This window comes from Stutzerimonas stutzeri (genome assembly GCF_024448985.1).
GTDB classification, from domain to species: domain Bacteria; phylum Pseudomonadota; class Gammaproteobacteria; order Pseudomonadales; family Pseudomonadaceae; genus Stutzerimonas; species Stutzerimonas stutzeri_AP.
This window is the reverse complement of record NZ_JAMOII010000001.1, coordinates 62,509-86,740: the sequence shown is the minus strand read 5'-3', so window position 1 is coordinate 86,740 and position 24,232 is coordinate 62,509. Positions and strand designations below refer to the sequence as shown.

At 61.9% G+C, this 24,232-nt stretch carries 18 protein-coding genes and 1 pseudogene; 8 read left to right on the top strand and 11 right to left on the bottom strand.

Going from position 1 to position 24,232, the window contains the following annotated elements; all coding sequences use genetic code 11:
* Window positions 1–61 precede the first annotated feature (61 nt).
* Together fdhF and NA647_RS00415 are read left to right on the top strand one after the other, a co-directional pair.
* Complete coding sequence (fdhF, locus tag NA647_RS00420; protein WP_256055912.1) at window positions 62–3,025, top strand: formate dehydrogenase subunit alpha; 2,964 nt, start codon at window positions 62–64, stop codon at window positions 3,023–3,025.
* A complete protein-coding gene (locus tag NA647_RS00415; protein WP_256055911.1) occupies window positions 3,025–3,507 on the top strand; it encodes a DUF1641 domain-containing protein in 483 nt (160 codons plus the stop codon). The genes fdhF and NA647_RS00415 overlap by 1 nt, the downstream gene beginning before the upstream one ends.
* Window positions 3,508–3,589: 82 nt before the next feature.
* On the opposite strand, the gene NA647_RS00410 is transcribed toward NA647_RS00415, so the two are convergent.
* The 4 genes and pseudogenes from NA647_RS00410 to NA647_RS00395 all read right to left on the bottom strand — a co-directional run.
* On the bottom strand, window positions 3,590–4,081 hold the full coding sequence (locus tag NA647_RS00410; protein WP_256055910.1) for a hypothetical protein: 492 nt from the start codon (window positions 4,079–4,081) through the stop codon (window positions 3,590–3,592).
* Between the two features lie 53 nt (window positions 4,082–4,134).
* Window positions 4,135–4,590: a DUF305 domain-containing protein gene (locus tag NA647_RS00405; RefSeq protein ID WP_256056293.1), complete on the bottom strand. Its 456-nt coding sequence runs from the start codon at window positions 4,588–4,590 to the stop codon at window positions 4,135–4,137.
* A 225-nt stretch (window positions 4,591–4,815) separates the two neighbouring features.
* On the bottom strand, window positions 4,816–5,589 hold the full coding sequence (locus NA647_RS00400; protein WP_256055909.1) for an SDR family oxidoreductase: 774 nt from the start codon (window positions 5,587–5,589) through the stop codon (window positions 4,816–4,818).
* Between the two features lie 207 nt (window positions 5,590–5,796).
* A pseudogene (locus NA647_RS00395) lies at window positions 5,797–6,057 on the bottom strand (alpha/beta hydrolase); the annotation flags it as partial.
* 97 nt (window positions 6,058–6,154) lie between these two features.
* Here NA647_RS00395 and NA647_RS00390 point away from each other — a divergent pair.
* Together NA647_RS00390 and NA647_RS00385 are read left to right on the top strand one after the other, a co-directional pair.
* Window positions 6,155–7,516 carry an erythromycin esterase family protein gene (locus NA647_RS00390; protein WP_256055908.1) on the top strand — a complete coding sequence of 454 codons (1,362 nt, stop codon included), beginning with the start codon at window positions 6,155–6,157 and terminating at the stop codon, window positions 7,514–7,516.
* 2 nt (window positions 7,517–7,518) lie between these two features.
* Window positions 7,519–8,193 (top strand): phosphoribosyltransferase, encoded by a 675-nt coding sequence (locus tag NA647_RS00385; protein WP_256055907.1) that lies wholly within the window; start codon window positions 7,519–7,521, stop codon window positions 8,191–8,193.
* Window positions 8,194–8,245: 52 nt separating this feature from the next.
* Here the strand turns inward: NA647_RS00385 and NA647_RS00380 are convergent, their stop codons facing one another.
* Together NA647_RS00380 and grxB are read right to left on the bottom strand one after the other, a co-directional pair.
* Window positions 8,246–10,366, bottom strand: coding sequence for an FAD-dependent oxidoreductase (locus NA647_RS00380; protein ID WP_256055906.1), 2,121 nt, complete (start codon window positions 10,364–10,366; stop codon window positions 8,246–8,248).
* Window positions 10,367–10,625: 259 nt separating this feature from the next.
* The gene (grxB, locus tag NA647_RS00375) at window positions 10,626–11,270 is read right to left on the bottom strand and encodes a glutaredoxin 2 (protein WP_256055905.1); all 645 of its coding nucleotides are present in this window, start codon (window positions 11,268–11,270) and stop codon (window positions 10,626–10,628) included.
* A 321-nt stretch (window positions 11,271–11,591) separates the two neighbouring features.
* On the opposite strand from grxB, the gene NA647_RS00370 reads away from it, so the two are divergent.
* Entirely contained in the window at window positions 11,592–13,067 is a 1,476-nt protein-coding gene (locus NA647_RS00370) for an FAD-dependent oxidoreductase (protein WP_256055904.1), read from the top strand.
* Between the two features lie 184 nt (window positions 13,068–13,251).
* Window positions 13,252–14,265 (top strand): SDR family oxidoreductase, encoded by a 1,014-nt coding sequence (locus tag NA647_RS00365; protein WP_256055903.1) that lies wholly within the window; start codon window positions 13,252–13,254, stop codon window positions 14,263–14,265.
* A 59-nt stretch (window positions 14,266–14,324) separates the two neighbouring features.
* On the opposite strand, the gene NA647_RS00360 is transcribed toward NA647_RS00365, so the two are convergent.
* From NA647_RS00360 to NA647_RS00340, 5 genes are all read right to left on the bottom strand, one after another.
* Window positions 14,325–14,645 (bottom strand): hypothetical protein, encoded by a 321-nt coding sequence (locus NA647_RS00360; protein WP_256055902.1) that lies wholly within the window; start codon window positions 14,643–14,645, stop codon window positions 14,325–14,327.
* Window positions 14,646–15,075: 430 nt separating this feature from the next.
* The gene (locus tag NA647_RS19680) at window positions 15,076–15,279 is read right to left on the bottom strand and encodes a hypothetical protein (RefSeq protein WP_423836450.1); all 204 of its coding nucleotides are present in this window, start codon (window positions 15,277–15,279) and stop codon (window positions 15,076–15,078) included.
* A gap of 142 nt (window positions 15,280–15,421) precedes the next feature.
* Window positions 15,422–16,006, bottom strand: coding sequence for a hypothetical protein (locus NA647_RS00350; RefSeq protein WP_272889508.1), 585 nt, complete (start codon window positions 16,004–16,006; stop codon window positions 15,422–15,424).
* Window positions 16,003–17,805: a thiamine pyrophosphate-requiring protein gene (locus NA647_RS00345; RefSeq protein ID WP_256055900.1), complete on the bottom strand. Its 1,803-nt coding sequence runs from the start codon at window positions 17,803–17,805 to the stop codon at window positions 16,003–16,005. Before NA647_RS00345 ends, NA647_RS00350 begins: the two co-directional genes overlap by 4 nt.
* A gap of 56 nt (window positions 17,806–17,861) precedes the next feature.
* Window positions 17,862–19,673, bottom strand: a complete 1,812-nt coding sequence (locus NA647_RS00340; protein ID WP_256055898.1) for a YbhB/YbcL family Raf kinase inhibitor-like protein — start codon at window positions 19,671–19,673, stop codon at window positions 17,862–17,864.
* 901 nt (window positions 19,674–20,574) lie between these two features.
* Here NA647_RS00340 and NA647_RS00335 point away from each other — a divergent pair.
* Window positions 20,575–22,026 (top strand): MBL fold metallo-hydrolase, encoded by a 1,452-nt coding sequence (locus NA647_RS00335; protein WP_256055896.1) that lies wholly within the window; start codon window positions 20,575–20,577, stop codon window positions 22,024–22,026.
* 268 nt (window positions 22,027–22,294) lie between these two features.
* Window positions 22,295–24,226 carry a methyl-accepting chemotaxis protein gene (locus NA647_RS00330; protein ID WP_256055895.1) on the top strand — a complete coding sequence of 644 codons (1,932 nt, stop codon included), beginning with the start codon at window positions 22,295–22,297 and terminating at the stop codon, window positions 24,224–24,226.
* The last annotated feature ends 6 nt before the right edge of the window (window positions 24,227–24,232 follow it).

Below are 24,232 nucleotides of genomic sequence, written 5' to 3'. Positions count from 1 at the left end.
CGGACCGTGCCGGCGCAGGCCAGGACGCCAATACCCATCCGACAACAACAACGGAGGCCTGATGACCAACTGCACGATCAACTTCGACGGCACGCCGCTGAACGGCGAAGCCGATACCCCGCTGATCGACTTCCTGGCCAGCCATGACATTGACCTGCCCCACGTCTGCTATCACCGTGCACTCGGCTCGCCGCAGACTTGCGACGTCTGCTGGGTGCAGGTCGACGGCGAACTGGTGCGCGGCTGCACGTTGAAGGCCCGCGACGGGTTGGAGATCACCAGCCAGATCGCCGAAGCCCGTGCCGCGCGCGAAGAAGGCATGGACCGGCTGGTAGCCAAGCATGAGCTGTATTGCACCCTATGCGAGCACAACACCGGCGACTGCACGCTGCATAACACCTATGCGCAGATCAATCCGCCGATCCAGCGCTACGAATTCAAGCGCAAGCCCTACGAGAAAGACCATTCCAACCCCTTCTACACCTACGATCCCGACCAGTGCATCCTGTGCGGTCGATGTGTCGAGGCGTGTCAGAACGTCGAGGTCAACGAGACGTTATCGATCGACTTCAACATGGACCATCCGCGCGTGCTCTGGGATGGTGGCAAGCCGATCGACGATTCGAGCTGTGTGAGTTGCGGCCATTGCGTCACCGTCTGCCCCTGCAACGCGCTGCTGGAAAAAACCATGCAGCCAGACGCCGGTCCGTTCACCGCGCTGCCGCAGGACGTCAAGCGACCGATGATCGACATGGTCAAGAAGCTCGAGGAAACCATCGGTGCGCGGCCGATCACCGCCATCTCGAAGATGGACATGCACTGGCGCCAGCCGGAGATCAAGCGCACCAAGACGGTGTGCACCTACTGCGGCGTGGGCTGCTCGTTCGAGATGTGGACGCGTGACCGGCATATCCTCAAGGTGCAGCCGGTGGTCGATGCGCCGGCCAACGGCATTTCCACCTGCATCAAAGGCAAGTTCGCCTGGGATTTCGTCAACGATCCCAAGCGTCTAACCACCCCGCTGATCCGCGACAACGGAAAGTTTCGCGAGGCCAGCTGGGACGAGGCGCTTGACCTGGTGGCCCATCGCCTGCTGCAGATCCGCGATACCCATGGCCCGGACAGCATCGGCTTTATCGGATCGAGCAAGGCCAGCAACGAAGAGGCATACCTCACACAGAAGATCTGCCGCGCGATTATCGGCACCAACAGCGTCGACAACTCTTCGCGCTACTGTCAGAACCCGGCGACCAAGGGCCTGTTCCGCACGGTCGGCTACGGTGGCGATGCCGGCACCATTGAGGACATGGAAAAAGCCGATCTGATTGTTATCGTCGGCAGCAACCTGTCCGAGAACCACCCGGTGATCGCCTCCAAACTGAAGGCGCAGAAGAAGCACCGCGGGCAGAAGTGGGTGGTGTTCGACCCACGCAAGCACGAGATGGCCGAGCGCGCCGACCTGCACCTGCGACCGAACTCCAGCACCGACATAGTCTGGGCCTCGGCACTGTCGCGCTACATGTTCGAGCACGGCTATGCCGACACCGAATTCCTCAACACGCGCGTCAACCAGATCGAGGAATACAAGCAGTCGCTCGCGCCCTTCACCATGGAGTTCGCGGCCGAGGTCACCGGTATCGCGAAAGAAAAACTGATCGAGGCTGCCGAACTGATCGGGCAGGCAAAAAGCGTGTGCCTGCTCTGGGCCATGGGCATCACCCAGCACAGCCACGGCTCGGACACCAGTACAGCGCTGTCGAACCTCCTGCTGGTAACCGGCAACTACGGCCGCCCCGGCACAGGCGGCTACCCCATGCGTGGCCACAACAACGTGCAGGGCGCCAGCGACTTCGGCTGTTTAAAAAACATGTACCCCGGCTACGAAAAGGTCACCGAGGAAAAGAACCGCGACAAGTGGGCCAAGGCCTGGGGCGTGCCGAAGGAGAAACTGTCGCTGGAAAAAGGCAACGACAATTTCACCATGGTCCAGGGCGCCGACGAGGGCTCGGTCAAGGCGATGTTCATCATCGGCGAGGAGACCGCATTCTCCGATGCCGACAGCCGAAACGTGCATAGCGGCTTCGAAAGCCTCGATTTCATGGTGGTACAAGACATCTTCATGAGCCGTACCGCCGAGTTCGCCGACGTGGTGCTGCCCGCTTCTCCGTCGGTGGAAAAGGACGGCACCTTCACCAACACCGAGCGGCGCATTCAGCGCTTCTATCAGGTGCTGCCACCCCTGGGAAATAGCCGACCTGACTGGCAGATCCTCACCGATCTCGCCAAGCGCATGGGCCATGACTGGGGTTACACCCACCCGAGCCAGATCATGGAAGAGGTGGCCGGTATCGCCACCATGTTTCAGGGCATCAGTTACGAACGGCTCGAAGGCTGGCAGTCGCTGTTCTGGCCGATGCAAACTGACGGTAGCACCACGCCGCTGCTCTATACCGAGCGTTTCCACACCGACGATGGCAAGGCCGTGCTCTTCCCGCTGGAATGGAAGCAGCCAGCCGAGTCGGCCGACAGCGAGTACGACATCATGCTCGACAACGGCCGGATGCTTGAGCAGTTCCAAGGGACCAACCAGACCGGTCGCGGGCCACGCATCTGGTCCCAGGCGCCAAACTGGTTCGTCGAGGTCAGCCCAGAGCTGGCTGCCGAGCGCGGCATTGAAGATGGCACCTGGGTGCGCGTGACCTCACGGCGCGGTTCGGTGGAAGTGCGCGCGACGGTGACCGACCGGGTCGCCGGCAAGACGCTGTTCATGCCCATCCACCAGGGCAAGCCAGGCCTGAACCTGCTTACCGGCGAGCACCACGACCCCGACGTGAACACGCCGGCCTACAAGGAAACGGCGGTGAAGCTTGAGGTACTGCCGAAAAAAGGCGAACCGCCGCTACCGTCGAACAACTTCCGCCACGCCACGCGCACCCCGAACGATGGCGTGCCCGTAGAGGTGAAGTGGTACCGCGACGACTATGTCGCGCCGCCCGCCCAAGCCCCGCATCCGGAGAGATTCTGATGGCCCAACGATTGAACTACGAGGTCAAGCCAACCCCGATCGGCCCCACTGCCAGGGAAGAGCTCGACACCTTGCTGGAAACGCTGCATCAGGGCGGAGTGTTGCGGCTGGCCAACGACCTGGCCGGTTCGCAGCACCAGGTACTCAAGGTGCTGATTGACGGGCTGAGCAAGGAAGGCTCGCTAAACGCCATGCAGAACCTGTCGATTCTCGGCATGGCGCTGTCCCGTATCGAGCCGGCGCAGTTCTACAAGATCGTGTTTGCGCTCCAATCGGCGTTTGGCGCCGTCGGGCGCTACAAGCCGGATGACAAGCACGACGAGGCGCCGGGCGTGACTGGTGCCTACAAGATGCTGCATGACGACGAATTGTGGGCGGCACTGATGCCGATCATCGATGGGTTGAAGACCTTCGCCAGCGGCCTGGACAAGGAAGCGGAAAAGCCGATCACCGCCTTCAGCGGCAAGCAGACCGACCAATGAGGCGAAGCGGTCCGGACCGTCACCGCTCACGCCAGGCAAGCAATTGCCTGGCGAAATCCTGCAGATACTCACCACGCGGCGATCACGGCGCGGTACAGCGATACCAGCCGCGATAGCCGACGCGCAGGCCCTGCTCCAACTCGAACAGCATATCGGCCTCACGTAGTTCGGTCGGCCGGGCTTCGTCTCCTGCGTTCGCCGGCTGGATCTTGACCGACAGGCCATCGCCATTTAGAGCGAAACCACCGGCTTGAGCCCGCTGCGCCGCAAGCTTGACCAGCCGGCCATGAATTTTCACTACACCCTGCCCCACGTTATTCCCGGTGCTCTGCAGAGCTACCACGGGTGGGCTTTCTGCGGTGTAGGCAAAGATGCACTGCGGCCCTGTACCCAACACCTTGTCGACTTCGGCCGCTTCCAGTGTCTGCGGATCGATGGTTGGAATATCAGGCGTATTTACCGCTTCACGCGCCCCGACCACCTCTGGCGACGGATCGCTCATCAGCGGCTTTTCAACGCCCTCTCCTTGCGCAGGGTCACCACAGGCGGTCAGCAACAATGCAGCGAGCGGCATGAGCAGTTTCCAAGCGGGCGAACGCTGGCCGCTCCGGTGCAGATAAAGACACATCAGTCGACCCTCTCAAGTTCGTTGATCAGGTATTTCATTTCCGAGATTTCGCGACGCTGCGCCGCGATGATTTCATCGGCCAGTTTGCGCACCCGCGGATCGGAAATCTGTGCGCGCTCGCTGGTCATGATTGCGATCGAATGATGGGGGATCATGGCTTTCATGTATTCGGCATCACCGACGGTGACCTGGCTACGGACCAACCAGAGCGTCAACACAAACACAACGACACTGCCGATATATATAGCGATATTGACGCGCTTGTTCTGATACATGCTCAGCATGAAACTGAGCATGATGACGGCCATGACGGCCCCCATTAACAACGCCATCCAGACGCGGGTTTCGCTCCAGAGCACATGCTCGAATGCGTAAGTATTCAAATACATCAAGCCGAACATCACGACTGTCGAAGTTGCGATCATGGCGGCGAAGCGCCAGTAAGACATCTGCATCATCGTTTTCCTCTAGTGCTGACCGGACAGCAACAGGCGAAAGCCTGACTGGCCAGGCGCAGCGGCCTGCATCAGTGACTTGATTCGTGACTTCAAAGCCGGGCCATGTGCATCAGCACCGACAGCCATGCGTGAGCAACAGGTTGACGATTCCATGCGATAGCTCGAAAAAGCTGTTTGGTGACGCACCGATGCGGCGCCGCGGTACGACCTGCTCCACAGTGCTCAGGCGCCCTGCCCCCAGTTCATCTCCAATCCGCCGTCGATGACGAAGTCCTGTCCAGTGACGTAGTCCGATTCGGGGCTGACCAGATAGAGCGCCAGTTCCGCCACTTCTTCAGGCTTGCCGGGGCGGTGCCAGGGTATGCGTGGCATTTCCTCCTCGCGCTTCTTGGGATCGTCGACGCGCTCCATGGTCATGGGCGTGCGGATCAGGCCGGGTGCTATGGCGTTGACGTTGATCTTCATCGGCGCCAGCTCCATGGCCAGACTGCGGGTCATCAGCAATAGCCCTCCCTTCGCAGCGCCGTAGGCGACGTTTTTAGGACTGGGAATGGCGTCGTGTACCGATGTGATGTTGAGCAGCTTGCCACCGCCACCTTCGCTCTGGCGGCGCGTGACGAACTCGCGTGCGCAGAGGAACGGCCCGTAGAGATCGGTCTTGAGCACCTGATCGAACTCATCGAGGGTCAGCTCGGTGAAGGCCTTGCTTTTGCCCATGCCGGCATCATTGACGAGGATATGCGGCACGCCCAGCTGAGCATCCACCGCCTCGAACAGTGCCTTGACGCTCGCCTCGTTGGTAACGTCGAGTTGGCAAACGATGCAGCGGCCGCCGGCCTCACGCACCCGTTCGGCAGTGGCCTGCGCGCCTTTTTCGTCGGTGTGCCAGGTCACTGCAACATCTGCCCCTTCGCGGGCGAAAGCGGTGGCCATGGCCTGTCCTATGCCTGAATCGGAACCTGTGATGACGGCGATCTTGCCGGTGAGTTTGCCCATTTAGCACCTCCAGATAGAGTGGGATGGCCCGGCTATGTCCGGCCGGGCTTCGGCAGGTATAGGGTTGGGACCGGCCGTAGCCGCAGGAGACGCCGCCCTTTCGTCGCCACAAAGCGTGGGCCGCCGGACGGCAAGCGCCAAGGTTTACCGGCCAAGGATGTGGAACGAAAGAAGCGTCGTGGCATGCAGTCCAGACGGCGGGCCCGCTCAGGCCCGGGGGTTGAGGTAGCGCTCGAACCAGTCGCGCGCAGCGTCGGCGGCCAGCTCCAGCGTGCCGGGTTCATCGAACAGATGAGTAGCGCCGGATACCACCGTCAACGCTTGCTCGCAGCGCAGGCGATCACTGACCTCGCGGTTGAGGCGCAGCACCACATCATCCTCGCTGCCAACGATCTGCATGGTCGGGACACGCACCTGGTCCAGTGCGTCGCCAGCCAGATCCGTACGGCCACCGCGCGAGACCACCGCCTGTCATGCGACGCCCATCGCCTGCATCGCATCGAGTGGAACAGCGCCCGACGTGCCCGGTCTGCTGATCATCAGCAACCTTACAAGGGGGCCCATCATGGCCGCGTCGGCCCGGGAACGCTTGCAACAATTCGCCCGCCAGCAGGCGGTCGCCCCGCGCGAGGACATCACGGCCGCTCTGCGCGAAGCCGCCGAGCCGCTGCCCGATATCGACAGCGAAGCCTTCGGTGCGCTGTTCGACCGTTTCGGCAATGCTCGCGTGGTGCTGATCGGCGAGGCCAGCCACGGCACCCACGAGTTCTACCGGGCACGTGCGGCCATCACCCGGCGGCTGATCGAGCAGCACGGGTTTACCATCGTCGCCGCCGAGGCCGACTGGCCGGACGCCGGGCAGATCGACCGCTACGTACGTGACCTCGGCCCCTCGGCCTGGCGCGAGCGGGCCTTTGCGCGCTTCCCGACCTGGATGTGGCGCAACGCTGAAGTCGCCCAGTTCGCCGGCTGGCTGCATGGTTACAACCAAACCCTGGCGAAGACCCGGCGCGTGGAGTTTCGCGGGCTGGACGTCTACAGCCTGTGCCATTCGATCGGCGAAGTGCTGGGCTACCTCGAACGCACGGACCCGCAGCTGGCCCAGGAGGCACGCGAGCGCTATGCCTGTTTTTCGCCCTGGCAGGGCGAGCCGGCGATGTACGGCCATCTGGTCGAACGCGACGGCAAAACGCCCTGCGAGGACGTCGTCGCTGATCAGCTCGAACAGTTGCTAGGGCAGCGCCTGGCACGCTTCGCCGAAGATGACGAGGCCTTCTTCGACGCGACGCAGAACGCCCGCGTCATCCGCAGTGCCGAGCAGTACTACCGGGCGATGTACCGCGGTCGCGCGGAATCCTGGAACCTGCGTGATCGGCACATGTTCGACACGCTTCGTGCACTGCTCACACACCGTGGCAAGGACGCGCGGGCGGTGGTGTGGGCGCATAACTCACATATCGGCGATGCCCGCGCGACCGGTATGGGCTGGGGGGGTCGTTTCAACCTGGGCGAGCTGTGCCGCATCGCCTTCGGCAAGGCAGCGGTGCTGCTCGGCATGGGCACCGACCGCGGCCAGGTCGCCGCTGCCGATCACTGGGACGGCGAAATGCATATCAAGGATGTGCTGCCTTCGCGCGCCGACAGTTGGGAAGGCCAGTTCCTGCGCGCCGGCATCCCGGCCTCGCTGACCGACTGGCGCGGCGCGGAGCGACAAGCGTTGCGTGAGCTGCTCGCCGAACCTCTGCTGGCGCGGGCCATCGGCGTGATCTATCGGCCTCAGACCGAGCGCCAGGGCCATTATTCGCAGGCGGTGCTCTCCGAGCAGTACGACGCCTACCTGTGGTTCGAGCAGACCCGCGCCGTCACCCCTCTTCCCGGTCGCCCCGCCACAGGCGGCGAGGACGACACCTTTCCTTTTGGAGTCTGACCATGCGCCAGTTTCAGCTTGCTTCCCCGTTGTTCGCCGACCGTCGAGAGGCCGGCCAAACCTTGGTCAAGGTGCTGCGCCCAATGCTCGATGAAACGCCGGTGGTGCTCGCCCTGCCGCGCGGCGGCGTGCCGGTCGCCTTCGAGATAGCCCAAGCCTTCGACGCGCCGCTGGATCTGGTAATGGTGCGCAAGATCGGCGCGCCCGGACATGAGGAGTACGCCGTGGGTGCGGTGGTGGACGGCGCCGACCCGCGCTGGGTGATGGACGAAGCGGCACTCGATTACTTCGCCGCATCGCCCGACTGGTTCGAGCAGGAAAAGGCCCGCCAGCTGAAAGAAATCAAGCGCCGGCGTGCGATTTACACAGCCGGTCGCCCGCCGATATCGCTGGCCGAACGGGTCGTGGTGGTCGTCGATGATGGGGTTGCCACCGGCAACACGGCCAAGGTTGCGCTGCTGGCGCTGGCCGATGTGAAACCGCGCCGGCTGATCTTCGCCGCGCCGGTCGGTGCCGAGCAATCGCTGGCCTTGCTGCGACCGCTGGTCGACGAACTCGCCTGTCCCTTCGCGCCCGAGCCGTTCCGCGCCGTCGGCCTGCACTATGAGCGTTTCGATCAGACCACCGATGAAGAGGTCATCGAGCTACTCGAGCGCTCCAACCAAGGTCGCGTTTAGTCTCGACGGGTTGGGCCGAAGGCGGCAACATCACCCAACTACGCTGGCGCGCTTACCTTTTGATTCGCCAGCGATTCAGCCGCTCGGCCCAGGCCAGCATCCGTGCGGATCGGTGCTGTTGTCGCCAGATCTCGGCGGCCCTTCGCAGCACTTCGCCCTGGGTCGGGCTGAGCTGGACGGTGTCGCCCAGCTTGTTCAATCCGAGTTTGTGCTTCATCGCTACGACGAACCCGGCAAGCGTTTCGCTCGCATGCTCGCCGACGATGGTGACGCCGAGGATGCGATCCTTGTTCTGCTCGGTGAGCACCTTGACGAATCCCTGTCCGGCGCCTTCGACTACCGCCCCGGCCAGTGTCGTCAGATCGAGCCGGGTGGTCTCGAATTCAAGCTTCAGCTCCCGCGCCTCATGCTCGGTCAATCCGACGGTGGCCATCTCCGGGGAAGTGAAGACGGCGCGAGGTATCACCCGGTCGCTTACGACGAACCGTTTGAGCCCGCCGAATAGCGCATTGAACGCGGCGTACCAGGCCTGGTGCTCGGCGACATAGGAAGCCCCGTAGGGTCCGGCGACGCTGCCGACTGCGTAGATGTTCGGATATCGCGTGGCGAGATATTCGTCCGCCTCCAGCGTGCCGTCATCGCCGCAATCGAGCTTCAAGGCCTCCATTCCCAGCCCCTCGACATCGGCCTGCTGACCGAGCATCAACAGGACCTGATCGAAGGGCAGCGACTGCTCGTCGCCTTCGCCGGCCCGGCAAACCAACCGACGTGTGCCGTCGATGATCTCGACCCGCTGCGCCGTCAGGCCAAGCCGCAGGTCGACGCCATCTGCGATCAGCGCGGCGGTCAGTGCCTGGGCGGCTTCGACATCCTCTTGATCGAGCAGGCGCTCCTCTTCGCAGACCAGGGTGACTTGGCAACCCAGACGTTGAAAGAGCTGGGCGAACTCGCATGCCCCTGCCCCGCTGCCGAGCACCAGCAGCCGGTCGGGGCGCTCACGCAGTTGCAGCAGGGTGTCGCAGGTCAGCGGCTCGACCGCCTCAAGACCGGGGATCGGCGGCGGCCACGGCCGACTGCCGGTGGCGATGACCACGGCGCGGGTGGTCAGCGTGCGTCCGCCTGCTTCAACCGTCCAGGGCGAGCTGAGCCGCCCTTCGCCCTCGATCACTTCGACGCCGAGGCGCGAGTAATGCTCGACCGACGCATCATGACGGGCGGCCTCGGTCAGCTGCTGCACCTGCTTCATCAGCCCGGCGAACGCTTCGCCCGACGGCTGGCCGTCATGCCTGGCGTGAATGCCGCTCACCAGACGCCGAAAGGCCTTGGTCGGCACGCCGCCTTCATGCATGGCCACACCGCCGAGGCGCTCGCGCTCGACCAGGCAAACCTGCGCCTTGAGCGAGGCGGCGGTGCGCGCCGTCGCCAGCCCGCCCGTGCCGCCACCGATCACTACCAGGTTGTAATCGAAGCGTTCGGGCTTGCGCCAGCCGCGGTAAACCTTGCGCCCCTTGTAGTAGGTCAGCAGTCGTGTCGCGATGAGCGGGAACACTGCCAGCAGCACCAGTGTGCTGATAATGCTTGGCGACAGAATGCCGGACAGCGAGCGCAGGCCGACCAGTTTTTCGCCCGCGTTCACGTAGATGGCATTGCCGGGCAGCATCCCCAGTTGGGTAGTCCACCAGAAGGTCCACAGGTTGATCCGCGTCAGGCCCAGCGCCGGGTTCAGCAGCACGAAGGGCACTATCGGAATCAGCCGCAGCGAGACGAGGTAGAAGCTACCGTCGCGTGCCAGCCCTTTGTTGATCCCGGCGATCTGCTTGCCGAAGCGCTTCTGCACCCAATCGCGCAGCATGAAGCGGCTGATGAGCATCGCAACCAGCGCGCCAACGTTGGAGGCGAAGGACACCAGCACGGTGCCTTCTATCAAGCCGAACAAGGCGCCGGCGAGCAGCGTCAGCACCACCGTACCGGGAAACGACAGCGCGGTGAGCGCGGCGTAGACGGCGAAGAACACCCCACCGGCCCACCACGGATGGGCCTGCACCTGTCCGTGCAGGGCGCCGCTGTGCGCCTTGATCGATTCGAGGGTGAGGTATTGGCCGAGATCGAAAATGAAAAAGCATGCAACCGCCGTGATCAGCAGGGCGAGGATGATCCATCGGCTGGTTTTCATCCGTACACGGCCCCCGTCGGCTCAAAGGCGAACCTGGGCAAGACGCTATGGCATTCGGCAGCAAGGTTTGGGCAAGACATCGATGAAGCACTCTGTATACGGCTCCTGCTTGGAGCTTCGAGGCGCCTCGACGTTCCGGCGAACGGTTGCCGAGCGGGTCGCGGACAGTTACGAGACGGTCTCCTCCGCACGCTACGCTGGCCGATGGTCATCTACGAGACAGCGCTGCGCCACCTCGCACGCCGCCGGCTGCCGTGTGTCAGAGCGCCCGGTCGAAAAAAGTGTCGAGTCCGTAGCGCTGCGCCTGGGTCACGGTATAGGCGCGCACTTCTTCAGGCCAGTCGACTGCCTTCACCACGCTCAAGCTACGGAGCATGGGAAATAGCGTGACGTCATCCCAGCGCGGTTGCTGATGGGTCGGAGTCAGGTCGATGAGCTCCGGCAATCGCCTCAGCTGTGCTTCGACCTCGCGCGCTTTGGCCTCAGTGTTGGCCAGCGCTTCGTCGAAGTCGCCGATGGTTTCGGTTTTTTTCTTGCGGAAATGCTCGTATGCCGAAAGGCTGGCGAACTCCTTCAGACCGATCTGCGTCCAGCGCGGGTAACCGAGGTATTGCAGGTTTGGTACAAAAGGCTCGAGCCATTCGTTCAGTGCAGCGGTATCCGGCTCCTGGATCATGGGTTGGCCGTCGAGATAATCGAGGTATTTGACGATACCCATGCTGTCGGCCATCGGCGTGTCGTCATCACGCACCAGCACCGGTATCTGGTGCTTGCCGATCAGGCGGGTGATGGTCTGCTCGTCATCGGCGGGCAACACCACACGCTCGGCTTCGATCCCTTTCATGTTCAATGCCATGCGTACTCGGGCACTGAAGGGACAGTGGTCGTAGTAATAGAGCTTCATCGTTCACCTCCGCACTGGGTTCAAGGAAATGACCGGAACAATCGTTTACGGTTTTGCCTTTCAGCCACAAACCGACAAGAGGGGACGGCACGAGGGCCCCGGAAACTGGGTTATTCCTGTCGTTTTTGCCCTCCGCATCCATCGCTCTGAGGAAGCGCGTCCCTAAAAAACCTGGCGTTGACGATGGTCGATCCACTCCGCCGAAGGCGCACCCCACAACGATGCGGCGCAGGCCAGTCTCTCCTGCCCGATGGGCGGAACCTGGCCGGACGGGGTCGTTCTACTGAAATACCGATCAAATCAGCCAACGAGGAACCGCTCATGCCCGCACTCTCCGCCACTCCCGATTGCTGCTGGACTGCCAACGCGCAACGCGGCGACTTTCCCCGGCTGACCGGGCACACCGAATGCGACGTCGTCGTAGTGGGTGCCGGCATCGTCGGGCTGAGCGCCGCCATGGTGCTATGCGAGGCTGGCAAGTCCGTCGTGGTGTTGGAAGCGCGCGAGGTTGGCCGACAGGTAACCGGTCGCTCGACGGCTAAGGTCACCACCCAGCATGCGCTCATCTACCGGCACATGATCGACACCTTTGGGCAAGAATTGGCGCAGTGCTATGCCGATGCCAATCGTGAAGCCGTGGAGCGGATCCGCGATTGGGTCGAAACCCACCACATCGACTGCGATTATCAACGGCAGTCCGCCTTCGCCTACGCCTGCTCCGAGCAATGGAGGCCGGCCATCGAGCAAGAAGCCGAAGCGGCGCGTTGCCTCGGGTTTGCCGCACGGGTGTGGGAGCATGCGCCGCTGCCCTTCGAGACCGCCGGCGCGCTGGAATTTCCAGACCAGGCGCAATTCAACCCGGCCAATTATTTGGTCGGCCTTGCCGCTGCGGTACAGGCGCGCGGGGGACGCATTCACCAGCAGACCCGCGCGCAGAGTGTCGAGCGCAAGGGTCGCTGGCAGGTCGGCTTCGAGGACGGAAGCGTCGAGGCCGATCAGGTGATTCTCGCCACGCACATGCCCATTCAGACTCCTGTCGACCTGGTCAGCCCCACCCAACCACGTTGCCATGTGGCCATGGCTTTCCGACCCCAGGCAGGCATACACCTGGACGGCATGTTCATCGGCATCGACGAGCCCACCCATTCGATCCGCATGGGCCGCGATAGCGAAGGTCCGCTGTTGATCGTGCTTGGGCCGCGCTTTAAAACCGGGCAGGACGGCGATGTCGCCCGACGCTTCGTCGATCTGGAAAACTGGGCGCGGAGCAACTTGCCGGTAAACGAACCGCTATGGCGCTGGTGCAACGAAGACTACGACACCGCCGACCGCATGGCTTATGTCGGCGAGCCGGACAGCGAGCAATCGCCCGGCCTGTTCGTTGCGACCGGCTTCAATGGCTGGGGTATCAGCAACGGCACCGCTGCCGGGTTGGGCATCGCGCGCCAGATCACGACTGGCCGCCGGCCCTGGAAAGCCCTTTATGATCCGACGCGCCCATCTCCGGACGATTTCAATCAGAGCAGCGACAGTCACTCGCAGGTCGATGGGCTGGATGCCATCGGCCGTGGCGAGGGCGGCGTGATCACCCGCGGTGATGAAAAGATTGCCGTATGGCGAGACGATTCCGGCGTACTGCACGGCGTCTCCGCGGCATGCACGCACATGGGCTGCACCGTTACTTGGAACAACGCTGATCGCACCTGGGACTGTCCGTGCCACGGCTCGATTTTCGAGGCCAACGGCGGCGTCATCCACGGTCCGGCCCACCAGCCGCTGGCAACCAGGCCGCTCTGAGTTGCCGGCTCTGCCGCCGGGCTTGGACGACAACAGCCCGGCCATCCGGCCGAGGGAACGATATTTTTTCCCGGCGCGTCTATCTTCACACCAGCCCAAGAGCCAATGGCATGGCTCAATACCTTCCAGCCACCATCGGGTAATGGAGTGCCGGATGCAGCACAGCCCCTTTACAGGAGCCTCCATGCACTCGGACGATCATGACGATTCACGCCGCAAACTCATTCAAGGCGCCGCCGCCACGCTGGCGGCCGGTATGGTGTTGCCGGTCTTTGCCCAGTCAACCGGATCGAGTACTGAATTGCCGCCGGCGCCGGCTCCATTGCGGGACCCAAAAGCCATTTACCCGCAGCCGCCGTTTGAAAAGCAATCGCAGCCATGGCCGGGGCTCGCCCGAGACATGCAGCCGCCACCCGATCATGGCGAGACCAGCTATCAGGGGTCGAACCGCCTGGCCGGTCGTAAGGCTTTGATCACAGGCGGCGACTCGGGCATCGGGCGTGCTGCAGCAATTGCCTTCGCGCGCGAAGGCGCTGACGTGGCCATCGGTTATCTCCCCGATGAAGAGCCGGACGCCCAAGCGGTAGTCGAGCAGATCCGCGAAGCGGGACGCAAGGCGGTCGCCCTGCCCGGCGATATTCGTGACGAAGCCTTCTGCCGCGAGCTGGTGCAGCGGGCCGTCGAGGGGTTGGGCGGGCTCGATATCCTGGTCAACAATGCGGCGCGGCAGAACAGCGAACAGTCGATTCTCGACATCACCACCGAGCAGTTCGACTGGACGCTGAAGACCAACCTCTACGCCATGTTCTGGATTACCAAGGCGGCCGTACCGCACATGCCGGCCGGATCGTCGATCATCAATACCTCGTCGGTTACCACCTACGATCCGCCAGCCAACCTGCTGGACTACTCACTGACCAAGGCCGCGATCACCAACTTCAGCAAGGGGTTGGCCAAGCAATTGATCGCGAAAGGCATTCGAGTCAATGGAGTGGCACCGGGTCCGTTCTGGACGCCGCTCCAGGTCAGCGGCGGCCAGACCATGGAGAATCTGAAAAGCTTCGGCGGCGACACGCCTTTGAGCCGTCCGGGCCAACCTGCCGAAATCGCGCCGCTGTATGTGCTGCTGGCGTCGACCGAAGCCAGTTACGTTACCGGTCAGGTCTACGGCGCCTCTGGTGGCAACGGTCAGCCATAGGCCGAATGGACGGTCGCGCCCTCTAGGTATCGGCGGACTTGCCCTTCGCTAATAGGCAATCACATCAAAGCTCGCCACGTGCGGCCAGCGCACGTATGCGATCGGCGGTTCGGCAGGCGATCGCCTGGATGGTCCGCGACGGGTTGACCCCGCCCGGGGTTGGAAACACCGAGCCGTCGCAAATCCATGCCTGATGCGTTGATCTCGTGCTGACGGTACGGGTAGCGTGGCAGCTTAGGGCCCCAGGGGTAGCGCACCGGACCAGAGATTTTCAACGCCTGTTCAACCTCTTCGTAGTAGCGCCACATCTCACGCCAGTCGAGTGGCCAGTCGAAACCGTAGCCGAGCAGTGAGCGCGCCTTGAACCATTCCGGACGCATCCGCAGCGAGACCATGGCGAAGTGGACCGTGCTGCCGCCGACCGATTGCCACTGTTATTGGTGCCGAGCTTGATGGGATTCTGGCCGTCGCACAGGCGCTCGTCAGTCCAGAACAGCTTTTCCTGGTGGGCCTCATCCGAGGCGAACTCCTCCAGCGGTCGCCACCAGGCCCCAGCGTCGAAGGCGACGACCGAGAAGCCGGCTTCGGCCAGCTTGCACGCCAGCGTGCCACCTCCGGCGCCGGTGCCGACGATGGCGAAATCCACCGGCTCGTGCTCAGGGTATTCGCACATCGGCACCCAACCGCCGCGCCGGAACACGTCCGGTGCACGTCCGTGTCGGCCGCGCGGTGTGTATAGGGCATCGAGCCAGCGATCAGCGGACATGGCGGTTTAACTTCCGTGCTTTGGCTTCCTCGCCTGGATGGGCTTCAGCGGCTTCCCAGCTGTCGCGGGCATCTTCGGCCAAGGCGCACGTAACCGCGCGGGCTGGCCGGCCCGCCGAAACCGAGCTCATTCCAGGTCGTCGGATGGCTGTAGTAGGCGGCGCTGATGTCGTGGACTACTCGATGGGCGAAGAACACCGCAGCGGGCATGCCTTGCCACGCAGCGCTTTCCACCTCGTCGCGCTGCATGGCACCGAGCAGCTCATCCTGCTGGGCGACGGGCAGATCGGCGAATGGTCGCTAGTGACGATCAGTTGATTTGTGGTCCAGCGCTTCGAGTCCAATCGTCCACGCCTGTTGCAGCGGCGGTAAACGCGCGTCGCGGTAACCGTCACCACGTCAGTCCGGCCTCGCCAATGGCTTCGCGCGCGCTCCGAATGCGTTGGGCATCGCGCATAAGATCAGCGCCGATCTTCATTTTCACCCACTGGCAGCCATCGTCATGAACCCAACGGCCGAACTGCTCGCGCAGTCGGGCATCGTCGTAATTGGTAAAGCCACCACTGCCGTAGACCGCAACTCGGTCACGACGCGCATCAAGCAGGCGAACCAGCGGCAGACCGAGCAGGCGCGCTTTGAGATCCCAAAGTGCACAATCCACCGCCGAGATGGCGCAAGCCGCCAGGCCCGAACGGCCGAGGTTGCGCACGCTGGCCCAGAGGCGTTCATTGATTTGGCCGATGGCAAAGGCATCCTCGCCTTCGACCCGCTCACGAAAATACCCCTCTATCAGCCGCACCAGTGACGCGTCGGCGTAGGTATAGCCAAGGCCGGTTTCGCCTGCGGCGTCCAGCTCGACCACTACAAGCGTGGTGGCGTCCCAGGCAAAGGTGCCGTCAGCTTCGGGCGCGTCGGTCGGGATGCGGTAAGCCGCCACCCGCAAAGCGCGGATGGCGGCGTCCGGCCGCAACGTCATTTTTCGTCCTTGTGGTGCCCCGGCATGATCGAGCCGAGCACCTGCTTGGCGGTCTGCTTGATGATCCCGCGCTGGTCCGGGTCGCCATGCAACAGCACCGAGGCGTACGCCTTGGCCTGTTCCAGCTTGATATGGGGCGGCAGCGGCGGCACGTTCGGGTCGGTCTTGAATTCGAGCACTACTGGCCGGTCGGCCGCGAGCGCCTCTTCCCAGGCGGCCGCTACCTGGTCCTCGCGATCGCAGTAGATGCCCTTCAATCCAATCGATTCGGCGAACTTGTAATACGGGACATTGGGGATGTTCTGCGATGCCTCGAACTTCGGATCGCCCTCCATCACGCGCTGTTCCCAGGTCACCTGGTTGAGGTCCTCGTTATTGAATACGCAGCAGATCCACTGCGAGCTGGTCCATTCTTTCCAATACTTGGCCACGGTGATCAGCTCGGCCATGTTGTTCATTTGCATGGCGCCGTCGCCGACTAACGCCACCACTGGACGGTCCGGATAGGCGAACTTGGCAGCGATTGCATAGGGCACCGCGGCACCCATTGAAGCCAGGCCGCCAGACAGCGAGCACATCATGCCGCGGCGGATCTTGATGTCGCGGGCGAACCAATTAGCGCAGGAGCCCGAATCGCTGGTGATGATTGCCTGATCCGGCAAACGTGGCGACAACTCCCAGGCCACGCGCTGCGGATTGATCGGGTTGGCGGTGGCCATGGCCCGCTCTTCCAGCTCCTCTTCCCACTTGCCACGCCACTTTTCGACTTGCTGCCGCCAGCCGCGGTCGGTTTTCTCCTGTAGCAACGGCAGCAGCGCGCGAAGCGTTTCGGAGGCTTGGCCCTGAAGGTTCACCTCCATCGGGTAGCGGATGCTCAGCATGTCGGCCTTAATATCGATCTGCACGCCGCGCGCCTGGCCTTCCTCGGGCAGAAACTCCGAATAGGGAAAGCCCGATCCGATCATCAGAAAGGTGTCGCACTCGGTCATCAGCTTGTAACTCGGCTCTGTTCCGAGCAGTCCGATGGAGCCGGTGACCCACGGCAGGTCGTCGGGCAGTGCCGCCTTGCCGAGCAGCGCCTTGGCAACGCCAGCGCCCAATCTTTCTGCTACTGCGATAACTTCGTCGGTCGCATCCAGCGCACCAGCACCGACCAGAATGGCAACCTTATTGCCCGCGTTGAGTACCTCAGCTGCGCGTTGCAGATCGGCTTCGTAGGGCACCGTCTTCGGTCGGGTGTAGCCGACGCCGGACATCACCGCACCGTGTGAACGTGGCGGTTCGCTGTACTCGGCTTCCTGCAGGTCGTTGGGCAACACGATAGCGGCCACCTTGCGCTCGCCGTACGCGGTGCGGATCGCCCGATCAACCAGATGGCGCACCTGCGCGGGCGCCGAGGCTTGCTGGACGAAGGCACCGGCGACGTCCTTGAACATTGCCGGTAAATCAATTTCCTGCTGGTAATGGGCGCCTAGCGCGGTACGAGCCTGTTGGCCGCAGATCGCAAGTACCGGCATATGGTCGAGGCGCGCGTCGTAGAGTCCGGTAAGCAGATGCGAGGCACCGGGACCTGATGTCGACAGGCAGACACCTAGGCCGCCGCTGAATTTGGCGTCAGCCGAGGCCATGAAAGCCGCCATTTCTTCATGGCGTGCCTGGATGAAGCGGATCTTGCCACCGGCTCGGTTCAAGGCGCCGAGCACACCGTTGATGCCATCGCCGGGATAGCCGTAGATGCGGCGCACCCCCCACTGATAGAGCCGTTCGACGAAGTAATCTCCGACTGTCATTCCACTCATTGTGCGCTCCTCTCATTGTTTGATGTGTTTATCGAACACGATCGGCCCGCCAAAGCTCATCGTGAAAAGCGACCCACAATCTCATCGCTTGCCAAAACGTGGCCCTGCATAGCGTCCAACAATTCGGCGCGGCTTGCGCCGTGGGGCAGATCCAACATGCGATCCAGGGCAAACACCTGGAAGTGGTAGTGATGCGCGGAGTCGCCTTTGGGTGGGCGCGGCCCGTAGTAACCGAGACCGCCTCGGTCGCTGCGTCCTTGCAGTGCGCCTTCGGGTGCTTCCAGCGCAGCCGTGCCGGGGATGGCCGGCGCGAGTGCAGTGGTGTCTGCCGGAAGGTTGTAGAGCAGCCAATGAACGAAAGGTGGCTCGCTGGTGACATCTGGATCTTCCATGATCACCACATAGCTTTTGGTTCCGTCCGGCCCCGCCTTCCATTTCAGCGGAGGGGAAATATTGTCCTGCTCAGCTGCGTGTTCGTCTGGCAGCGTGGCGCCATCCTGAAAGGCTGCCGACTGCAGTTCGAGCGAAGAACCTCCGGTATCGAGGATTGCCCTGCTGAGCTTCGCGGGCTTATCCGGCTGTGCTTCGGGCGTGGATTGCGGACCTTGCAGCATGCCCACCCGTGTGCCCTCGGCATAGGTCGGTTGTTGGCTCGACTCGCCGCCTTCGCGGGTATTACCCGCGTAGCTGATGCGATAGATCACGCCGTTGTCATCATCGGAAACCAGCAGCGCACCATCACGGGTCTGTGCCAGGCCAGCCAGGCGTGCCGACTGCGCCCAGCCCTCCCCGTCCCGTACGAGGAAGCCGCTGACAAGAGGCTCGAAGCCGACTGGCTTACCATCATCGAATCGGATTCTCAGAACTTCATAACCTGATGGGGGGCGTCGATTCCACGAACCACGCATGGCAACGAACGCATCACCGCGGTAGTCCTCAGGAAATTGGTCGCCGGTGTAGAACGCCATCTGCATGGGCGCAGAGTGCGGCACATAAAGTCCCACCGGTGGTTCGCTACGCGCAGCCCATTGTTGATGAGTGATCTTGCCTGGCGGCTGATCGGCCGGATTGATGCCCTTCTCTTCGAAAATGTAAGGCCAACCATAGTCCTTACCCTTCTGGATCAGGTTCAGCTCTTCGTGCTGTACATTGTCTCCGAGCCAGTCCATCCCGTGATCCATGCCGTAAAGCGCTCCGCTGTTCGGCTCGAAGGCAAAGCCAATGGTGTTGCGCAGGCCACTGGCGAAAATCTTTCGGCTCGATCCATCGGGCTTGACCTGCAACAGCGTTGCGTTCTCGGGATTGTCTTCAGCGCATGCATTGCAGGTCGATCCAACCGACAAATAGAGCTGTTTGTCCGGGCCGACGATCAAGGTGCGATTGGGGTGCTGCCCGGCATCGGGCAGATCGCTGATCAGGCGTTGCAATGGAGCCAGGCTGCCATCGGCCTGAATGCTGGTTTTGTAGAGCTCTTTAATGGTGACGAGATAGAGGGTGTCGCCATCGATAGCGATGCCATGTGCGTTTGACCGATTGGCCACTACCCGACGTTCATCCGCCTGGCCATCGCCATCGGTATCACGCAGCATGATCACATCACCCAATTTGCGACGGGTTACGTAAACGTTGCCGCTGTTATGCACGGCAAGCATGCGCGGATTGACCAAGTCCCGGGCGAACACCTCTACCTGAAATCCCGGCGGTACGACCAGCTGTGACGGGGGAATGTCTTTTGTTTTCGGTCGCACAATGTGCCCCGTCACCGCGACGTCCGGGTTCTTCGCATCCTTCAGCTGCTCCGGTAGCGAAGCCGATGTAGCAGGCGCGGCGAGTGGCAAAAGAAGGAACAACAAATAGGCTGGACGCATGGCGATACCTTTGTCGATCTGGAGTTAAAGCTCCAAGATGCGCGAGACGGGAGGTTTTTGTGCGATGCCAGTAAAGCGCGCGAAGTTCCACCTATCTTCCAGACGGGCACAGACAGGAGACGATGGGGGCTTTCGGATTGAAGAAAAGCAGGAGGCTGTATTCGAGAGAAGGCAGCGCAGCCCGACGGGTCGCCGGCAAGGCAAAGCGCATAGGCTTGCCGGATAAGGTAAAGCCTACGAAGACAGCATCGGGCACAAATTGTGAAGCCGCAACCCGATCATGGTGCGACCACCTACCAAGAGTCCAATCGCCTGGCCGGTCGCAAGGCGGTCGCCCTGCAGGCTGTATTCGTGACGAAGCCTTATGCCACGAACTGGTGCAGCGGGCGGACGAGGCGCTCGATTAAATGCTCAGAACCAATTTGTATGTGATGTTCAGCATCGAAAAAGCCGTCGTGCTTCACATGCCAGCCGGTTCAAACTGCAGACTATTCGAGGTCGTTCTGACGTCTCTGCTGGTCAGCGGCACAGCCAGCCAATATTGGCAGCGTCGGCCTTGTTCATCGCCCTTTGTCGCTGGCATTGACCTATAGCGTGTAAAAGGCATCGGTGAGAACCTGGTGATCGCCTTCTCTTCAGTGATCCTTGCAGCTATGCATCGAGCTTCACCTTCTTTTCGCTCTTGAGCGACAGCGCCCGGCTTGCCAGGGCTCGTCGGAACGGATCGCCAAGCTGACCAACCTGGTCAGGCTCCCGAATGGCTGAGCTCGTCAGGAATCGGTACTACCCAGGAAACTATGCCATTCGGCGCGTTGCCAAAAGTTGCTCCGAGAAAGCCCTGCTATCGCTTTCCTCCTGCCGAATCAGCGCCGGCGCTTCCGTCGCCAGCCTAGGAAAACCGATGAAACATCCGAAACTCATCCATCACGGCGCTCGCGAAGGCGTGACCGGGTCGTGCCATCAATTGTGGATGGATGACGCTTATAGCCTCCTGATCGACTGCGGCCAGTTTCAAGGTACAGACGAAGGGGCGAATGAGGACGAGCTGGCGCTGGACTTCTCTATCGAAGGCATAAAGGCTCTGATCGTGACCCACGTCCACATTGACCATGTCGGGCGTATTCCGAACCTGCTGGCGGCGGGCTTCGAAGGACCGATCTTGTGCAGCGAGCCTTCAGCCCAATTATTGCCCATTGTGCTTGAGGACGCGTTCCGCCTCTCCATCAGCCGCGATCAGGAGCAACTGGAGCGCTACCTCAAGGTAGTGGAACAACGCATCATCGCCCTGCCCTATGGCAACTGGTTCACCCTGCACGAAACCGATACGGCTGCGTGTAAGGTGCGTCTACAGCCGGCCGGTCATGTGCTGGGTTCGGCTTATGTCGAATTGGAGCTGGGCATCCACGAGACAGGTAACGAGCGCATCGTATTCAGCGGCGATCTGGGTGCGCCCCATTCGCCGATTCTGCCTGACTTGGTTCCGCCCGAACGTGCAGACCTGCTGATCTTGGAAAGCACCTACGGTGATCGCCGTCACGAAGACCGTGCACACCGCCGCGAACGTCTGCAGGCCGCCATTGAGCGTGCTCTGGCGGACCAGGGCACGGTGCTTGTTCCATCGTTCAGCATTGGCCGAACTCAGGAACTGCTATACGAGCTGGAAGAAATTCTTCATGAGAAAAGCGAATCGGCAGAAGCCCCCTCCGCCAGCGAACCTGGGAAACCGATAAAGGAAGGCGCTCCCGATATCGACTGGCCGCAGATCCCCATCATTCTCGACTCGCCGCTCGCCGGCCGATTCACTAAGACCTACAAAGAGCTGCAAGGCTTTTGGGATGAAGATGCCCGGCACCGCCTGGAGGAAGGCCGCAAGCCGCTGTCCTTCAAGCAACTCATCACTGTCGACAGCCACGACGAACATATGCGCATCGTCGAACACCTCACCGAAACCGCGCGGCCGGCTATTGTCATCGCTGGCAATGGAATGTGCTCAGGCGGGCGAATCGTCAACTACCTGAAAGCGATGCTGGGCGATCCACGGCACCATGTCGTGTTCGTCGGCTATCAAGGTAAGGGCACGCCGGGGCGAGACATTCAGACGCATGGGCCTGAAGGCGGCTTCGTCGACCTGGACGGGCAACGTATCGACATCCGTGCCGGCATCGATAGCGTAGGGGGCTATTCGGCCCACGCCGACCAAGCTGATCTGGTCGGCTTCGTCACCCGGATGAGGGAGTGGCCAAAAGAAATCCGCCTCATCCATGGCGAAGCCCCAGCCAAGCAGCGTCTGGCCGAGGTTTTGGAAGCGCGTTATCGGGAAGCAGGAAAGGAGGGGCACGTCACCATTCCTTAAGTGTGCGTTTCATCCTCTCGTAAGCCACTCGAAGCGCTTGCCGTTGAAACCTTGGCCCACAGCAGCACGACAGCAGTCTGCTGGCGCTGAATCTGACGCTACACGCCGATCGCAACCGCCACGAGCAAAGCCGCACCTCCCGCTTGTCTGGTGCATCGAACGTAATGCCTGGGCGACCCTAAATGTTAGGTCAGCCGCGCCGATAGCCTGGTCTATTCAAACTTCACGGCAAACCTATAGGTAAGGCCGGGCGCAGGAGTCAATGGCTATGCAATTTTGGCGACGCAGTATTCAAAGCCAGCTGGTCCTTAGCATGGGCGCTGCATTACTCGCGAGCGTGTTGATCGTACTGGCGATCTATTCGAACGCCCTCAACCGTTTGACTGACCGCCACCTGATCGAGCAGGCGTTGCCGGCAAGTATCGAGGCGATCCGCAACGATCTCGAACGCACCCTCACCGCACCACTCACCGCTGTGTCCGGTATTGCCAATAATGTAATGGTCGAGCGCTGGCTGGCTGACGGCGAAGACGCCAGCCGTGTGGGGGACTTTGTGCCTTATCTCAAAGGCGTGCAGACCAGTCAGAACGCGCTGACCACCTCAATCGCAGTGCTGGCAAGCGGCAACTACTACGCCGAGACCGGCCTGGCCAGGCATCTTGAACGCGGCAATCCTCGTGACGGCTGGTTCTACTCGTTTATCGACTCGGGTGTTGAGCGGCGCGCTGAAGTCGACATCGATAAAGCGTCACGCTTACCTACGCTATTCGTTAACCAGCGCATCAGCGCCAATGGCAAGACGCTGGGTGTTGCCGGCCTGGGCTACAGCCTGGCGAGCCTCTCGGATATGGTTAAAGGGTTCCAGTTCGGCGAGCGTGGGCACGTCTATCTCGTTGGCAGGGACGCCCGGATAAAAGTGCATCCTCAGGCCGAGCACAATGACGCGATAGACCTCTCGACACTGACCAGTCCAGAAGCGGCGATAGCTCTGGTTGCCAATAGCGGCAAGGCGGTGCGCTTCGAGCGTAGCGGCGAGACGTTTATAGCGCTGGCGCAACCGATCGAAAGCCTCGGATGGACGCTGGTTAGCGAGGTGCCGGAGGCAGAGATCTACTCCGAAACCCAACGCACGCTATGGATGACTAGCGCTATCGGCTTGGCTATCGCACTACTTTCGCTCGGCCTGGTCGTGCTACTTGCTCGCGGATTGGCCAAGCCCATCCGTCAGGTTACAGCCGCACTGGTTGAGATAGGTGGCGGAGGCGGCGACCTGACTCGCCGGCTAGACGACAGCCGTGCCGACGAACTAGGCGATCTGGCCCGCGGATTCAACCGTTTTCTTGCTGGCCAGCGCACCTTGATTGGTGACGTACTTGCCACCAGCGAACAGCTGCGCAGCGCAGTGGTACAAGTGGCGCGGGTGGTAGGTGACACTGCTAAGCGCTCGGGCCGTCAGCAAGAGATGACCGACATGGTGGCCACCGCCGTTAACGAGATGGGCCTCACCGTGCAGGAAATCGCCCAGAATGCCAACCAGGCGGCAGACGCCTCGCAACTTGCTCATAGCGAAGCGACTGTAGCGAGGCAGGAGGTCGGGCACTCCGTCACGCATATCGAGCACATGTCCGATGAGATCGGCAGTGCCGCAGGGACCGTAGCCGAGTTGGCCGCCCAAGTCGCCTCTATCGACCAAGTACTTTCTGTGATCCGTGGCATTTCCGAGCGAACCAATTTGCTGGCGCTAAACGCGGCCATCGAGGCGGCTCGAGCCGGTGAAATGGGACGCGGCTTCGCTGTGGTTGCCGATGAGGTCCGGACACTGGCGAGCCGGACCCAGGCGTCGACCGACGAAATCCAGCAGATGACAGTGAGCCTGCAAAAAGTTGCTGAAGCGGCTGTCAACTCAATGCAGTCAGGGCAGAAAGCCACAGGCATTGGCGTAGAAGCGAGTCAGCGCACGAGCCGCTCACTTGCCGCGATTACCGATCAGATCGAGCGCATCAGCGACATGAACACTCAAGTCGCCACTGCCACCGAAGAGCAGAGCTCGGTGACCGAGGAAATCAACCGCAACGTACATGGCATCGCTGAACTAGCACACTCGACGGCCGCCGACGTGCAGAGCTGCCTCCAAGACTGCAAGGAGCTGACCCGCCTTGCCGACGACCTCAACCGTCAAATGGGAAGCTTTAAACTTTAACAGCGA

Bases quoted from the DNA above. Each gene is read 5' to 3' on its own strand.
- NA647_RS00405 (WP_256056293.1), bottom strand. From the start codon at position 4,590: ATGCAGATGTCTTACTGGCGCTTCGCCGCCATGATCGCAACTTCGACA.
- NA647_RS00350 (WP_272889508.1), bottom strand. From the start codon at position 16,006: ATGACGTTGCGGCCGGACGCCGCCATCCGCGCTTTGCGGGTGGCGGCT.
- NA647_RS00345 (WP_256055900.1), bottom strand. From the start codon at position 17,805: ATGAGTGGAATGACAGTCGGAGATTACTTCGTCGAACGGCTCTATCAG.
- fdhF (WP_256055912.1), top strand. From the start codon at position 62: ATGACCAACTGCACGATCAACTTCGACGGCACGCCGCTGAACGGCGAA.
- NA647_RS00415 (WP_256055911.1), top strand. From the start codon at position 3,025: ATGGCCCAACGATTGAACTACGAGGTCAAGCCAACCCCGATCGGCCCC.
- NA647_RS00365 (WP_256055903.1), top strand. From the start codon at position 13,252: ATGCACTCGGACGATCATGACGATTCACGCCGCAAACTCATTCAAGGC.
- NA647_RS00370 (WP_256055904.1), top strand. From the start codon at position 11,592: ATGCCCGCACTCTCCGCCACTCCCGATTGCTGCTGGACTGCCAACGCG.
- NA647_RS00360 (WP_256055902.1), bottom strand. From the start codon at position 14,645: ATGCGTCCGGAATGGTTCAAGGCGCGCTCACTGCTCGGCTACGGTTTC.
- NA647_RS00340 (WP_256055898.1), bottom strand. From the start codon at position 19,673: ATGCGTCCAGCCTATTTGTTGTTCCTTCTTTTGCCACTCGCCGCGCCT.
- NA647_RS19680 (WP_423836450.1), bottom strand. From the start codon at position 15,279: ATGCAGCGCGACGAGGTGGAAAGCGCTGCGTGGCAAGGCATGCCCGCT.
- NA647_RS00330 (WP_256055895.1), top strand. From the start codon at position 22,295: ATGCAATTTTGGCGACGCAGTATTCAAAGCCAGCTGGTCCTTAGCATG.
- grxB (WP_256055905.1), bottom strand. From the start codon at position 11,270: ATGAAGCTCTATTACTACGACCACTGTCCCTTCAGTGCCCGAGTACGC.
- NA647_RS00385 (WP_256055907.1), top strand. From the start codon at position 7,519: ATGCGCCAGTTTCAGCTTGCTTCCCCGTTGTTCGCCGACCGTCGAGAG.
- NA647_RS00410 (WP_256055910.1), bottom strand. From the start codon at position 4,081: ATGCCGCTCGCTGCATTGTTGCTGACCGCCTGTGGTGACCCTGCGCAA.
- NA647_RS00335 (WP_256055896.1), top strand. From the start codon at position 20,575: ATGAAACATCCGAAACTCATCCATCACGGCGCTCGCGAAGGCGTGACC.
- NA647_RS00380 (WP_256055906.1), bottom strand. From the start codon at position 10,366: ATGAAAACCAGCCGATGGATCATCCTCGCCCTGCTGATCACGGCGGTT.
- NA647_RS00390 (WP_256055908.1), top strand. From the start codon at position 6,155: ATGGCCGCGTCGGCCCGGGAACGCTTGCAACAATTCGCCCGCCAGCAG.
- NA647_RS00400 (WP_256055909.1), bottom strand. From the start codon at position 5,589: ATGGGCAAACTCACCGGCAAGATCGCCGTCATCACAGGTTCCGATTCA.